This window comes from Streptomyces sp. NBC_01445 (assembly GCF_035918235.1).
Taxonomy (GTDB): Bacteria; Actinomycetota; Actinomycetes; order Streptomycetales; family Streptomycetaceae; genus Streptomyces.
Window position 1 is genome coordinate 2,652,947 of the sequence record NZ_CP109485.1, and the last position, 13,744, is coordinate 2,666,690.

Annotated in this window: 12 protein-coding genes; 7 read left to right on the top strand and 5 right to left on the bottom strand. The window is 72.2% G+C overall.

What is annotated here, in order from left to right:
• The first annotated feature begins 185 nt into the window (after positions 1-185).
• The 4 genes from galE to idi all read left to right on the top strand — a co-directional run bounded on the left by galE (position 186) and on the right by idi (position 4,428).
• Positions 186-1,169: a UDP-glucose 4-epimerase GalE gene (gene galE, locus OG574_RS12330; protein ID WP_326773238.1), complete on the top strand. Its 984-nt coding sequence runs from the start codon at positions 186-188 to the stop codon at positions 1,167-1,169.
• Positions 1,170-1,325: 156 nt separating this feature from the next.
• Positions 1,326-2,258, top strand: coding sequence for a cation diffusion facilitator family transporter (locus OG574_RS12335; protein ID WP_100591687.1), 933 nt, complete (start codon positions 1,326-1,328; stop codon positions 2,256-2,258).
• Positions 2,259-2,465: 207 nt separating this feature from the next.
• Positions 2,466-3,719 carry a bifunctional class I SAM-dependent methyltransferase/N-acetyltransferase gene (locus tag OG574_RS12340; RefSeq protein WP_326773239.1) on the top strand — a complete coding sequence of 418 codons (1,254 nt, stop codon included), beginning with the start codon at positions 2,466-2,468 and terminating at the stop codon, positions 3,717-3,719.
• Between the two features lie 115 nt (positions 3,720-3,834).
• Positions 3,835-4,428, top strand: a complete 594-nt coding sequence (gene idi / locus OG574_RS12345; protein WP_116507592.1) for an isopentenyl-diphosphate Delta-isomerase — start codon at positions 3,835-3,837, stop codon at positions 4,426-4,428.
• 9 nt (positions 4,429-4,437) lie between these two features.
• Here idi and OG574_RS12350 read toward each other — a convergent pair whose 3' ends face one another.
• Positions 4,438-4,944 (bottom strand): ATP-binding protein, encoded by a 507-nt coding sequence (locus OG574_RS12350; protein ID WP_442816923.1) that lies wholly within the window; start codon positions 4,942-4,944, stop codon positions 4,438-4,440.
• A 174-nt stretch (positions 4,945-5,118) separates the two neighbouring features.
• A complete protein-coding gene (locus OG574_RS12355; RefSeq protein ID WP_326773241.1) occupies positions 5,119-5,751 on the bottom strand; it encodes an HdeD family acid-resistance protein in 633 nt (210 codons plus the stop codon).
• Between the two features lie 65 nt (positions 5,752-5,816).
• Between OG574_RS12355 and OG574_RS12360 the strand changes: the two genes are divergently transcribed.
• Complete coding sequence (locus OG574_RS12360) at positions 5,817-6,575, top strand: enoyl-CoA hydratase/isomerase family protein (RefSeq protein WP_326773242.1); 759 nt, start codon at positions 5,817-5,819, stop codon at positions 6,573-6,575.
• Between the two features lie 72 nt (positions 6,576-6,647).
• Here OG574_RS12360 and OG574_RS12365 read toward each other — a convergent pair whose 3' ends face one another.
• Entirely contained in the window at positions 6,648-7,283 is a 636-nt protein-coding gene (locus OG574_RS12365; RefSeq protein ID WP_326773243.1) for a DJ-1/PfpI family protein, read from the bottom strand.
• A gap of 14 nt (positions 7,284-7,297) precedes the next feature.
• Complete coding sequence (locus OG574_RS12370; protein WP_326773244.1) at positions 7,298-8,305, bottom strand: GlxA family transcriptional regulator; 1,008 nt, start codon at positions 8,303-8,305, stop codon at positions 7,298-7,300.
• 161 nt (positions 8,306-8,466) lie between these two features.
• Between OG574_RS12370 and OG574_RS12375 the strand changes: the two genes are divergently transcribed.
• The gene (locus OG574_RS12375; protein WP_326773245.1) at positions 8,467-9,336 is read left to right on the top strand and encodes an SCO6745 family protein; all 870 of its coding nucleotides are present in this window, start codon (positions 8,467-8,469) and stop codon (positions 9,334-9,336) included.
• A gap of 100 nt (positions 9,337-9,436) precedes the next feature.
• Positions 9,437-11,923: a Tex family protein gene (locus OG574_RS12380; protein WP_326773246.1), complete on the top strand. Its 2,487-nt coding sequence runs from the start codon at positions 9,437-9,439 to the stop codon at positions 11,921-11,923.
• 142 nt (positions 11,924-12,065) lie between these two features.
• Here the strand turns inward: OG574_RS12380 and OG574_RS12385 are convergent, their stop codons facing one another.
• Entirely contained in the window at positions 12,066-13,709 is a 1,644-nt protein-coding gene (locus OG574_RS12385; RefSeq protein WP_326773247.1) for an ABC-F family ATP-binding cassette domain-containing protein, read from the bottom strand.
• Positions 13,710-13,744: the final 35 nt, after the last annotated feature.

Consider the following 13,744-nt stretch of genomic DNA (forward strand, 5'->3'; position numbering starts at 1 on the left):
CACGTCGGCAGAGGCTATCGGATGATGAGAAGCGGACGTTCACCGCCCGTTCATGGCCCGATAAGAGCGGTCTGCGTGTGCCCGACCGCCCCGTCATCATTGTCGATCAAGGCCCCGCCCCACAAACCGCTGCTCGTGCGAGGGCCCGGGAAGGCACGTAGGGACACGCCCTAGGGTGGTCGACCATGACATGGCTGATCACAGGTGGAGCGGGTTATATCGGGGCACATGTGGCGCGCGCGATGGCCGCCGCCGGGGAGGACGTGGTCGTCCTCGACGACGTCTCGACCGGGGTGACCGAACGGCTGCCGTCGGACATCGAGCTGGTCAGGGGCTCGGCCCTGGACCCCGAGCTGGTGAAGCGGGTGTGCGCGGAGCACTCCGTGACCGGTGTGGTGCATCTCGCGGCCCGCAAACAGGTCGGCGAGTCCGTGGAGCGGCCCGAGCTCTACTACCGCGACAACGTGGGCGGCCTGGCGGTGCTCCTGGACGCGGTCGCCGAGGCTGGCGTGCGGCGCTTCGTCTTCTCCTCGTCCGCTGCCGTGTACGGCAACCCGGATGTGGACCTCATCACGGAGTCCACCCCCTGCGCGCCGATGAGCCCCTACGGCGAGACGAAGCTGGCGGGCGAGTGGCTGGTGCGCGCGGCCGGCCGGGCGCACGGCATGGCGACCGTGTGCCTGCGCTACTTCAACGTGGCGGGCGCCGCAGCCCCCGAGCTCGCGGACACCGGCATCTTCAATGTGATCCCGATGATCTTCGACCGGCTGAGCCGCGGCGAGGCCCCCCGGATCTTCGGTGACGACTACGGCACGCCGGACGGCACCTGTGTACGTGACTATCTGCACGTCGCCGACCTCGCCGAGGCCCATCTCGCGGCCGCGCGGCGACTGACCGCGCCGGGCGCGACGGGCGACCTGACGGTGAACATCGGCTCCGGCGAGGGCGTCTCCGTGCGCGAACTGGTCGACCTGATCTCCGAGGTCAGCGGCGACCCGCGGGCGGCAGTGGTCGAGCCGCGCCGCGCGGGCGACTCCCCGCGTGCGGTGGCCTCCGCGGAACTCGCGGCGAAGGAACTCGGCTGGGCGGCGAGCCGTGGGGTGCGCGAGATGGTCGAGTCGGCGTGGGCGGGCTGGCGGCTGCGGCATCCGGAGAGCACCGCCAACTGACTCGGGCGACGCCCTGACCTGCGGCCATTTCCGCAGGTCAGGGCACATGACAACGGTGTTCAGTGCAGTGTTTGCAGATACCCCCTACCCGTAGTTCACTGTGATCGCGGGGGCGGCCGGCCAGGCGCGCCGACGAGCGGACGGAGGGCGGTTTCCATGGGGGCCGGACACGATCACGGGCACAGCCACGCGCCCACGGGCACGGTCTCGGCCGCGCATCTGGGCCGGCTGCGCATCGCGCTCGGCATCACGCTGACCGTGATGGTGGTCGAGATCGTCGGCGGACTCCTCGCCGACTCGCTCGCCCTGGTCGCGGACGCCGCCCATATGGCGACCGACGCGCTCGGCCTCGGCATGGCGCTGCTCGCCATCCACTTCGCCAACCGCCCCGCGAGTGAACAGCGCACGTTCGGCTTCGCCCGCGCCGAGATCCTGGCCGCGCTCGCCAACTGCCTGCTGCTGCTCGGCGTCGGCGGCTATGTGCTGGTCGAGGCGATCCAGCGGTTCCTGGAGCCGGCCGAGACCGAGGGCGGGCTGACGATCGTCTTCGGCGTGATCGGTCTCGTCGCGAACATGATCTCGCTGTCGATCCTGGTGCGCGGCCAGAAGGAGAGCCTCAACGTGCGCGGCGCCTTCCTCGAGGTGGCCGCCGACGCACTGGGCTCGGTCGCCGTGATCATCTCGGCGACGATCATCCTGGCCACCGGCTGGCAGGCCGCCGACCCGATCGCGTCGATCGCGATCGGCCTCATGATCGTCCCGCGGACCGTGAAGCTGCTGCGGGAGACGCTGAACGTGCTGCTCGAAGCGGCACCGAAGGGCGTCGACATGGCGGAGGTGCGGGCCCACATCACGGAGCTCCCCGGCGTCCTGGACATCCACGACCTGCACGCCTGGACGATCACGTCGGGCATGCCCGTCCTGTCCGCACACGTGGTCGTGAGCTCGGAGGCCCTCAACGCCATCGGCCACGAGAAGATGCTGCACGAGCTCCAGGGCTGCCTCGGCGTCCACTTCGACGTCGAGCACTGCACGTTCCAGCTGGAGCCGGTCGGTCACGCGGAGCACGAGGCGAAGCTCTGCCACTGACTGCCCGCTCTCTCGTGCCAGGCGTGCACGCTGCGTGCTACGTTGGCCATGAATCTTGAGGAGGTGGGTTGATGACTGTCGTCGCGGTGAGCGCTGCCCCGCGCAGCGACAGGTGCATCCCCATCTTCCGGGCCCACGCCTGACCCTTCCCGCTCACCCAGCAGGAGTGCGCGTCGGCGGGGCCCTCTCACCCAAGGGTTCAAACCGTTGACCGACAACGTCGTACGTGACGCCTTCTTCGCCCTGCACCACGGACTTCCCCGGCAGGGCCCCGGCTCCGACTCCACCACCCTGCGGCTCCTCTCCTTCGTGGGGCCGCTGCCCGAGCGCCCGCGCGTGCTCGACCTCGGCTGCGGCCCCGGCCGCTCCGCGCTGCTCCTGGCCGCCGAGACCGGCGGCGAGGTCACCGCGGTCGACCTCCACGAGCCGTTCCTCGACGAGCTGCGCGCCGCCACGGAGGCGCGGGGCCTCGCGGACCGAATCCACCCCGTCAACGCCGACATGAGCGAACTCCCCTATCAGGATGCTTCGTTCGATCTGATCTGGGCCGAGAGCTCGGCGTACTCCATCGGCTTCGACAACGCGCTGCGGCGGTGGAAGCGGCTGCTCGCCCCGGGCGGCACGCTCGTGCTCACCGAGTGCGAGTGGACCGCCGCCGACCCGTCCACCGAGGCGCGGGCCTTCTGGGAGCCGCAGTACGCGCTGCGGACGGGCGAGGAGAACGTCCGGGCCTGCACCGGCGCCGGGTACTCCGTGCTCGGCGTCCACCGGCAGCCCGAGTCCGACTGGGACGAGTACTACGGCCCGCTCGCCGAGCGCGCCGACGCCACGGACCCGCAGGCACCCGGCATGGCCGAGGCCCTCGCGGGCTCCCGCGCCGAACTGGCGATGCGGCGCGACCACGGCGGGGACTACGGTTACACCGGCTACGCGCTGCGCCCCGCGGCGTCGTGGCCCACGCGGCCGGAGTCGGCCGCCGACATCACGGCCGTCCACGCCGTGAACGCCGCCGCCTTCCCGACGGAGGCGGAGGCCGACCTGGTGGACGCCCTGCGGGCGGACACCGACGCGTGGCTGCCCGGCCTGTCGTACGTCGCCGAGGCGCCGGACGGCACCGTGGCGGCGCACGCGCTGATCACCCGCTGCCTGGTCGGCGGCGCGCCCGCGGCGGCCCTGGCACCCGTCGCGGTACTTCCGCGATACCAGCGCCGGGGCGCCGGTTCGGCCGTCGTCCGCGCGGTGCTCGACGCGGCACGCGCGCGTGGGGAGCGCCTCGTTCTCGTACTGGGACACCCGGCGTACTACCCGAAATTCGGCTTCACCCCGGCCTCCGGGTACGGCATCCGGCCCGGATTCGAGGCGCCGGACGAGGCGATGATGGCGCTCGTCCTGGGCGCGGCGGACGGTTCCTGGCAGGTGCCGCAGGGCACGATCACCTACCCGGCCCCTTTCGGCGTCTGAGCCTGTGCGTGTCCCGCCCGGACCTCCGGGCGGGACATGCGGGCGCTGCCAAGTGCCGGGACAGTCTGCCCGGTACGGCAGACTTGGGGTTCGAGGACCGAAGCGAAGGATGGGTATGCCGACCACACCTGCGACCGCGGCGAACAGTTCGTCGAACGGCACCGGAGAAGCGATCTTGCTGGAACTCGTGGACGAGGACGGCAGGACGATCGGCACGGCGGAGAAGCTCTCCGCGCATCAGGCGCCCGGACAGCTGCACAGAGCGTTCTCCGTGTTCCTCTTCGACGAACAGGGCCGGCTGCTGCTCCAGCAGCGCGCGCTCGGCAAGTACCACTCCCCCGGCGTGTGGTCGAACACGTGCTGCGGGCACCCGTATCCGGGCGAGGCGCCGTTCGCCGCGGCCGCCCGCAGGACGTTCGAGGAGCTGGGGGTCTCGCCCTCGCTGCTCGCGGAGGCGGGGACGGTGCGCTACAACCACCCGGACCCGGACTCGGGCCTGGTGGAGCAGGAGTTCAACCACCTGTTCGTCGGGATGGTCCAGGCGCCGCTGCGGCCGGATCCCTCCGAGGTGGGCGAGACCGCGTACGTGACGGCGGAGGAGCTGGCCGTGCGGCACGCCCAGGGGCCGTTCTCGGCGTGGTTCATGACCGTGCTGGACGCGGCGCGGCCGGCGATCCGGGAGCTGACGGGACCGTCCGCCGGCTGGTGAGTCCGCCGCTCAGGCGCCGGCGGGCTTGAGGGGCAGGGCGGCCCAGATCACCTTGCCCCCGCTCGCCGTGTGCTCGACGTCGCACACCCCGCCCGCCTCGCGGGTGACCTCGCGTACGAGGAGGAGGCCGCGCCCGCCCGTCTGCCCGTCGGTGGCCTCCAGGGCGGTCGGGCGGTAGGGGTGCTCGTCCTCCACGGAGACGCGCACCCACTCGGCGCCGACGGCGACCTCCACCGCGAGGACGGGTGAGAGCAGGGCCGCGTGCCGCACGGCGTTGGTGACCAGCTCGGAGACGATGAGCAGCAGTCCCTGAACGAGGTCGTCGGAGGCGGGTACGCCCTGACGGACCAGCAGGTCACGGACGGCGTGCCGGGCCTGCGGCACGGAAGCGTCGACGGCCTGCGCCGTGAAGCGCCAGACCCCCTCGTAGGGCAGCGGACTTCCCGGTTGCTGGTCGGGGGGCGCTCCCCCAGTGTCTTGAGGACTCGGGCGGGACCCCCACCCCTGGTCGCTCATCGTCCGGTCGCCGCCCTTGCGCTCGATTGTCACCACACATCGAGTGTTGGGAATCCACTGGTCCATACCGAATGACTGACCAGAAGTCAGCGAGTATCGACGTAATTTGACCGTTGGCGTATGACAGCGTCAGGTGTGCGACCGATCCTGCCGTTCTAGTTCCCTCTTCCATGGCTATTCAGGTTGTACGTGTTTGGACTCGTCATCGGCCGTCATGAGCCCCACGACGCGTCGGCCGCCGAGCCCGGTGGCGAGCAGGCCCAGGCCGTCGAAGAGCAGCGCGAGCGAGAAGAAGCAACCGATGACGTAGCGGCTGCTGCTCGGCCAGTTACCGAGGACGAGGACGCCGAGCAGGATGCCGAAGGCGCCCTGCACGAGCGTCCAGCCGAACTGGGGCCCACGCACCACGAGCCCGCCGACCAGCCGGAACACGCCACCGGTGAGGAACAGCAGCGCCGCGAACATGGTGAGCGCCTCGGCCGTGCCCTCCGGGTGACGGATCACCACGACGCCCGCGGCGAGGTTGAGCGCGGCGACGACGACGCCCAGCCAGAAGAAATTGGTGCCCCTCGACTGGATGGCGTGCAGGAGGCCGACGACACCGCCGATGAGCAGCAGCCAGCCGAAAAGGAGCATCGACGTCAGCGTGGCGACACCGGTGTAGACGAGGCCCACGAGTCCGGCGATCACGAGGACGCCGCCGAGTCCGGCGATCCAGCCGAATCCGCGCCGCAGCTTCTTCGAGCCCGTCGCCGGATCGGCCCCTTCGTGATGGGACCGTGCGTCTCTGTGGTGTGACCGTGCCATGACGCCTCCTCGCCGGTCACCCCTTCTTGATCGTACGTTCGAGGCATGCGGATAGCATCCGGCGCATGTCGCACACACCGCCGCAGCTCACGCACTCGGTCACCGACGGCATCGCCACCGTCGTCATCGACCACGCCGCCAAACGGAACGCGATGACGGACGGCATGTGGCGCTCGCTGCCGCCGCTGCTCGCTTCCCTCGACGCCGATCCTGCGGTGCGGGTGCTTGTGCTGACCGGGGCCGGCGGGACGTTCTGCGCGGGCGCCGACATCTCCACGCTCGGCGGCTCGGGGTCGCGGGCGCAGGAACTCGCGGTCGCGGCCGAGGAGGCGCTCGCGGCCTTCGCCAAGCCGACGCTGGCCGCCGTGCGCGGGTACTGCGTGGGCGGCGGCTGCCAGCTGGCGGCGGCCTGTGACCTGCGGTTCGCGGCCGAGGACGCGCTGTTCGGGGTCACGCCGTCGAAGCTGGGGATCGTGTACCCGGCGGGCTCGACGCGCCGCCTCGCCTCTCTGGTGGGCCCCGCGACGGCCAAGTACCTGTTGTTCTCGGGCGAGTTGATCGGTACGGAGCGTGCCCTGCGGACCGGGCTCGTGGACGAGGTGCTCGCCGGGGACGAACTGGACAAGCGGGTCGGCGAGTTCGCTCGGATTCTCGGTGAGCGCTCGCAGCTGACGCAGGCCGCGGCGAAGGATTTCGCCGACGGCCACGTGGAGCGGGCCGCACACTGGGCCGAGCAGGCGCGCGGGAGCGGCGACACCGCGGAGGGCGTCGCCGCGTTCCTGGAGCGCAGGAAGCCGCGCTTCACCTGGACCACGTCGGGATGAAGCGGGTCGCCTCGACCGCGTCAGGATGAAACGGCTGTCCCGGCCTACGCACGGAGAAGGCGGCTCTCTGCACTACGCCTGGAGAAAGCGGCTCTCCGCGCGGAACTTCTCCACGAGGTGCGCGGGGGCCTTCTCGGGCGAACCCGCGTCGTACGGCGGCTGCGGGTCGTACTCGGTGAGCAGCTGTACGGCCTGCGCGTGCTCGTCGCCCGCGATCGTGCCGACGAGGGTCAGGCCCATGTCGATGCCGGAGGAAACCCCGGCGGCGGTGACGTACTTGCCGTCGACGACGACCCGTTCGCCCGTCGGCTCGGCGCCGAACTTCTTCAGGGCGTCGAGCGCCAGCCAGTGCGACGTCGCGCGCCGGCCGTCCAGCAGACCGGCGGCGGCGAGGAGCAGCGACCCCGTGCACACGGAGGTCGTCCAGGTGCTGGTGGCGTCGGCGGCACGCAGCCAGTCGAGCAGGACCTCGTTCTCCATCTGCGCGCTCTGGCCCGGCCCGCCGGGGACGATGACGATGTCCGGGTCGGTCAGCTCCGAGAGCGTCTTGTCGGCAGTCAGGGCGAGCCGTCCGGTGTCCGACCGCACGGGTCCGGTCCGCTCGGCGACGAAGGTGAGTTCCGCGTCGGGGAGCCTGCCGAGCGTCTCGTAGGGGCCGACGGCGTCGAGCGCGGTGAAGCGGTCGAAAAGGACGATGGCGATCTTCATCGGGTGCCTTTCGGTCAGGAATGGGTGGGCTCGGACGGGCGCCGGCCCGTTGTGCGGGTTCCAGGTGCGCAGAAGCGGCGGCGGTACTCGGCCGGGGACGCGCCGAGCGCTCTGGTGAAGGCGCGGCGCATCGCCTCGGGGGTGCCGTAGCCACAGGTGCGGGAGATCTCCTCGACGCCGTCGGAGGTGTCCTCCAGGAGGCGGCGTGCCTGTTCGAGGCGGACCAGGTCGACGTACCGGCCCGGGGTCATGCCGGTCTCGGCCTGGAAGGCGCGGGCGAAGTGGCGCGGCGAGAGGCGGGCGCGGGAGGCGAGCGACTCGACGGAGAGGTCGTCGTCGGGGTGCTCGGTGATCCAGTGCTGGACCTCGCGCAGCGGTTCGCGCCGCGCGGTCTGGGCGGAGAGCTGGGCACTGAACTGGGCCTGGTTTCCCGGGCGTCGCAGGAACACGACGAGGTGGCGGGCGACCGTCAGCGCGGTGTCGCGGCCGTGGTCCTCCTCGACGAGCGCGAGGGCGAGGTCGATGCCCGCGGTGACGCCGGCCGAGGTCGCCACGTTCCCGTCGCGTACGTAGATGGGGTCCGGGTCGACCTCGACGGCCGGGTGGTCGCGGGCGAGGCGCTCGCAGTACGCCCAGTGCGTGGTCACCCGGCGGCCATCGAGCAGGCCAGCCTCGGCGAGCAGGATGGCGCCCGTGCAGACGGAGACGAGGCGCTGCGCGCGCGGGCCGTGCTCCCGCAGCCAGGCGGTCAGGCGCGGATCCGGGCGGCGCGTGCCCCGGCCGCCGGGGACGAGGAGCGTGTGCGGGGCGGGCGCGTCGGCGAGTGCGTGGTCGGGAACGAGCGTGAGCCCGCTGGAGGTGCGGACGGGCCTGCCGTCGAGGGAGGCCGTGCGGATGCGGTACGTGTCCCCGGGGCGCGGGCCCCGGCAGAGGGCGGCTCCGGCGAAGACCTCTGCCGGGCCGGTCACGTCCAGGCTCTGGACGTCGTCGAACAACGGGATGAGCACGGTGCGGGCGGCCATACGGCCAGTCTTCGGGTACGGAGGGACGGCCGCAATGACGAGCACCCCACCTTTGCTGCCATCGCGCGCCTGACGTGGTGGGAGCGGTTCGGTGAATGGTCTGGCGAACGGTCCGCGCCCCGCACGTTCCGCCCGTACCAACCAGTCGGTAACGTACTCGCATGACGACCTCCCCGGACCCCCGCGCCGCCCGCCGCTGCCACAACATGCTCAACCCGTTCCACTCGATGCACTACTTCTCGCCCGACCTGGGCAAGGAGCTGGGCGCCATCGGGATCACCCACCGGAGCGCGGCGTACTTCGCGGCCCGCGCGGCGGCGATGGGGGCCGTCGGTGCCGGGACCGTGACGGCGACCTTCTACAACTTCAAGCACGAGCTCGTCGCCGAACACGTGCCCGCGGTGTGGGAAACGGCCTCCCCGGAGACGGTCCTCGCGGCACGCGCGCGTGCCGTCGACTCGACGCTGCGCAGGCTCCTGGGCGACGAGATCGTGGCCTCCCCGGAGATGGCCGAGGCCGCCGCTCTCGCGCTTCGGGCCACGGAGGCCTGCACCCGCCACGCCCGGCCGCTGTACGCCGCCCACGCCGACCTGCCGGTCCCCGAGGAGCCGCACCTCGCGTACTGGCACGCCGCCACGCTGCTGCGCGAGCACCGCGGCGACGGGCATCTGGCCGCGCTGCTCGCCGCTGACCTCGACCCCGTCGAGGCGCTGGTGAGTCATGTCGCGACCGGCAAGGGCATGGCCCCGAAGTGGCTGCTCGCCACGCGCGGCTGGACCCGCGAGGAGTTCGACGCGGCCGCCGACCGGCTGCGGGAGCGCAAGGTGCTCGACGCGCAGGGCGAGTTGACCGAACTCGGTGCGGCGCTGCGCCACGACCTGGAGGCGCAGACCGACCGGCTCGACCGGGAGCCGTACGCGCACCTGGGCGAGGCGGGCGTGGCCCGGCTCACGGAGCTGGCGGGCGGTTTCATGGGCACCGCTCTCGGCGCGGGCGCGTTCCCCGCCGACCTGATCGGCAAGGCCGCCTGAACGGACACCCGGCGCCGGCAGGCCGGTGGGCTGCCCCCCGTTGTCGGCGCCACCTGCCACAATTGCCGCGCACCCTCAGTTGAGAAGGCGGTACGGCATCGTGGCAACACCCAGCGCAGGTCCCATCACGGGGTCCATCGAAGGCAGGATTGCCGAGGAGCTCGGCGTACGGGAGCGGCAGGTGAAGGCCGCCGTCGAGCTGCTCGACGGCGGTTCGACGGTCCCGTTCATCGCGCGCTACCGCAAGGAAGCGACCGAGATGCTCGACGACGCGCAGCTGCGCACGCTCGAGGAGCGGCTGCGCTATCTGCGGGAGCTGGAGGAGCGGCGTGCGGCGGTCCTCGACTCGGTCAGGGAACAGGGCAAGCTGACCGACGAGTTGGCGGCGCAGATCATGGCCGCCGAGACCAAGGCGCGCCTCGAGGACATCTATCTGCCGTTCAAGCCGAAGCGCCGCACCAAGGCGCAGATCGCGCGCGAGGCGGGGCTGGAGCCGCTGGCGGACGGGCTGCTCGGGGACCCCACGGTGGAACCGGCCGCCGCGGCGGCCGCGTTCGTCGACGCCGACAAGGGTGTCGCGGACGCGCAGGCCGCGCTCGACGGCGCCCGCGCCATCCTCACCGAGCGCTTCTCCGAGGACGCCGACCTGATCGGCGAGCTGCGTGAGCGCATGTGGGGCCGGGGTCAGCTGGCCGCCAAGGTCCGCGAGGGCAAGGAGGAGGCGGGCGCCAAGTTCGCCGACTACTTCGACTTCTCGGAGCCGTTCACCGCGCTGCCCTCCCACCGGATCCTCGCGATGCTCCGCGGCGAGAAGGAGGACATCCTCGACCTGGCCCTGGAGCCGGAGGAGCCGGGCGACGTCGCCGGTGGCCCGTCCTCGTACGAGCCGATCGTCGCGGACCGGTTCGGGATCAGGAACCAGGGGCGGCCCGGGGACAAGTGGCTGTCCGACACGGTGCGCTGGGCCTGGCGGACCCGCATCCTGGTGCACCTCGGCCTCGATCTGCGGCTGCGGCTGCGCACGGCCGCGGAGGACGAGGCCGTGCAGGTCTTCGCGGCGAACCTGCGGGACCTGCTGCTCGCCGCCCCGGCGGGCACGCGCGCGACGCTGGGCCTCGACCCCGGCTTCCGTACGGGCGTGAAGGTCGCGGTCGTCGACGCGACGGGCAAGGTCGTGGCGACGGACGTCATCCACCCGCACGTGCCCGCGAACCGGTGGGACGAGGCGCTGGCCAAGCTGGCCCGCCTCGCGGCCCAGCACTCGGTCGACCTGATCGCGATCGGGAACGGCACGGCGTCGCGCGAGACCGACAAGCTCGCCGGTGAACTCATCACCAAGCACCCGGAGTTGAACCTCACCAAGGTGATGGTGTCGGAGGCTGGCGCGTCGGTGTACTCGGCGTCGGCCTTCGCCTCGCAGGAGCTGCCCGACATGGACGTGTCGCTGCGCGGCGCCGTGTCGATCGCCCGCCGCCTCCAGGACCCGCTGGCCGAGCTGGTGAAGATCGACCCGAAGTCGATCGGTGTCGGCCAGTACCAGCACGACCTGTCCGAGGTGAAGCTGTCGCGCTCCCTGGACGCGGTCGTCGAGGACTGTGTGAACGGCGTGGGCGTGGACGTGAACACGGCGTCCGCTCCCCTCCTCGCCCGCGTGTCCGGCATCGGCTCGGGCCTCGCGGAGAACATCGTGGCGCACCGCGACGCGAACGGCCCGTTCACCTCCCGCAAGGGCCTCAAGGACGTGTCCCGGCTGGGCCCGAAGGCGTACGAGCAGTGCGCGGGCTTCCTGCGGATCCGCGGCGGCGACGACCCGCTCGACGCGTCGTCCGTGCACCCGGAGGCGTACCCCGTGGTCCGGCGCATGGTGAAGACGACGGGCGGCGAGGTCGCGTCCCTGATCGGGAACGCGGCGGCGCTGCGCGGGCTGCGGCCGGCCGAGTTCGTGGACGACAAGTTCGGTCTGCCGACGGTCTCGGACATCCTGAAGGAGCTGGAGAAGCCGGGGCGCGACCCGCGTCCCGCCTTCAAGACGGCGACCTTCAAGGACGGCGTCGAGAAGATCTCCGACCTGGCCTCCGGGATGGTGCTCGAGGGCGTCGTGACGAATGTGGCGGCGTTCGGCGCGTTCGTGGACGTCGGTGTGCACCAGGACGGGCTCGTGCATGTGTCCGCGATGTCGAAGACGTTCGTGAAGGACCCGCGGGACGTCGTGAAGTCGGGCGACATCGTCAAGGTGAAGGTCCTCGACGTGGACATCCCGCGCAAGCGCATCTCGCTGACGCTGCGTCTCGACGACGAGGCGGCGACGGGCGAGCCGGGCGCCGGTGGCGGGGCCGGTGCTGGTGCCGGTGGCGGCCGCCGGGAGCGTGGCGGACGCCCGCCGCAGCAGCGAGGGCAGCAGCGCCAGGGGCAGGGCGGCCAGGCACAGGGCAGCCAGGGTCAGGGCGGCCAGGGCCGACGCCAGCAGGGCCAGGGCCAGCAGTCCCAGGGGCAGCGGCGCGGTGGCGCGTCCGCGCCGGCGCCCGCGAACAGTGAGATGGCCGAGGCGCTGCGCCGCGCGGGCCTGCTCGACCCGAAGGGGCGCTGACACACCCGGGGCCGGTCACCACGCAGGTGACCGGCCCCGGGCAGCGCGTCAACGCGGGCGGCCCATGCAGACGCGGCCCGCACACATCGGCCCGGCGCCGCGCGTCTGCCCACGCGGCACCCGTCGGCCCATGCGGCGCACCTCAGACCGACAGCTCCGTCACCTTGCCGTCGGCGACCTCGAGACGCCGCTGCGTCCTGACGGCGTCCAGCATGCGGCGGTCATGGGTGACGAGCAGGAGCGTGCCCTCGTACGAGTCGAGCGCCGACTCCAGCTGCTCGATGGCGGGCAGGTCGAGGTGGTTGGTCGGCTCGTCCAGGACGAGCAGGTTGACGCCCCGGCCCTGGAGCAGCGCCAGCGCGGCGCGGGTGCGCTCGCCCGGCGACAGCGTGGCCGCCGACCGCAGGACGTGATCGGCCTTCAGGCCGAACTTCGCGAGCAGAGTGCGCACCTCGGCCGGCTCGGTGTCCGGCACGGCCGCGCAGAACGCGTCGAGCAGCGACTCCGAGCCGTGGAACAGGGCCCGCGCCTGGTCGACCTCGCCGACGACGACACCGGAACCGAGCGTCGCGTGCCCCGCGTCCAGCGGCACCCGGCCCAGGAGCGCGCCGAGCAGCGTCGACTTCCCGGCGCCGTTCGCCCCCGTGATCGCGATGCGGTCGGCCCAGTCGATCTGGAGCGAGACCGGACCGAGCGTGAAGTCGCCGCGCCGCACCTCCGCGTCGCGCAGCGTGGCGACGACGGCGCCGGAGCGCGGCGCCGCCGCGATCTCCATGCGCAGCTCCCACTCCTTGCGCGGCTCGTCCACGACGTCGAGGCGCTCGATCATGCGCTGCGTCTGCCGGGCCTTGGCCGCCTGCTTCTCGCTGGCCTCGCTGCGGAACTTGCGGCCGATCTTGTCGTTGTCCGTGGCCTTGCGGCGGGCGTTCTTGACGCCCTTGTCCATCCAGCCGCGCTGCATCTGGGCGCGGCCTTCGAGCGCGGCCTTCTTGTCGGCGTACTCGTCGAACTCGTCGCGCGCGTGCCGGCGGGCGACCTCGCGCTCCTCCAGGTAGGCCTCGTATCCGCCGCCGTAGAGGTTGATCTCCTGCTGGGCGAGGTCGAGCTCCAGGACCTTGGTGACGGTGCGGGTCAGGAACTCCCGGTCGTGGCTGACGACGACCGTGCCCGCGCGCAGCCCGCGCACGAAGGACTCCAGGCGCTCCAGGCCGTCCAGGTCGAGGTCGTTGGTCGGCTCGTCGAGCAGGAACACGTCGTAGCGCGACAGCAGCAGCGAGGCGAGGCCCGCGCGCGCGGCCTGGCCGCCGGAGAGCGAGGCCATCTCCTGGTCGAGCCCGACGCCGAGGCCGAGGGAGCCGCTGATCTCCTCGGCACGCTCGTCGAGGTCGGCGCCGCCGAGGTCGAGCCAGCGCTCCAGGCTCACGGAGTACGCGTCATCCGCCCCCGGGGCCCCGTCGACGAGGGCCTGGGTGGCCTCGTCCATGGCGCGCTGCGCGGCGTCGACGCCGGTGCGCCGGGCGAGGAACTCGCGCACGGTCTCGCCGGGGCGGCGCTCCGGCTCCTGGGGCAGGTGCCCCACGGTCGCGCCGGGCGGCGAGAGCCGCAGCTCGCCCTGCTCGGGGGTGTCGAGGCCGGCGAGGAGCTTGAGGAGCGTGGACTTCCCGGCGCCGTTGGCGCCGACGAGCCCGATCACGTCCCCGGGCGCGACCACGAGGTCGAGCCCGGAGAACAGGGACCGGTCGCCGTGCCCGGCGGCGAGGTTCTTGGCTACGAGAGTGGCAGTCATCAGACCGCCGATTTTAGCGATCGGACGGACCGCCC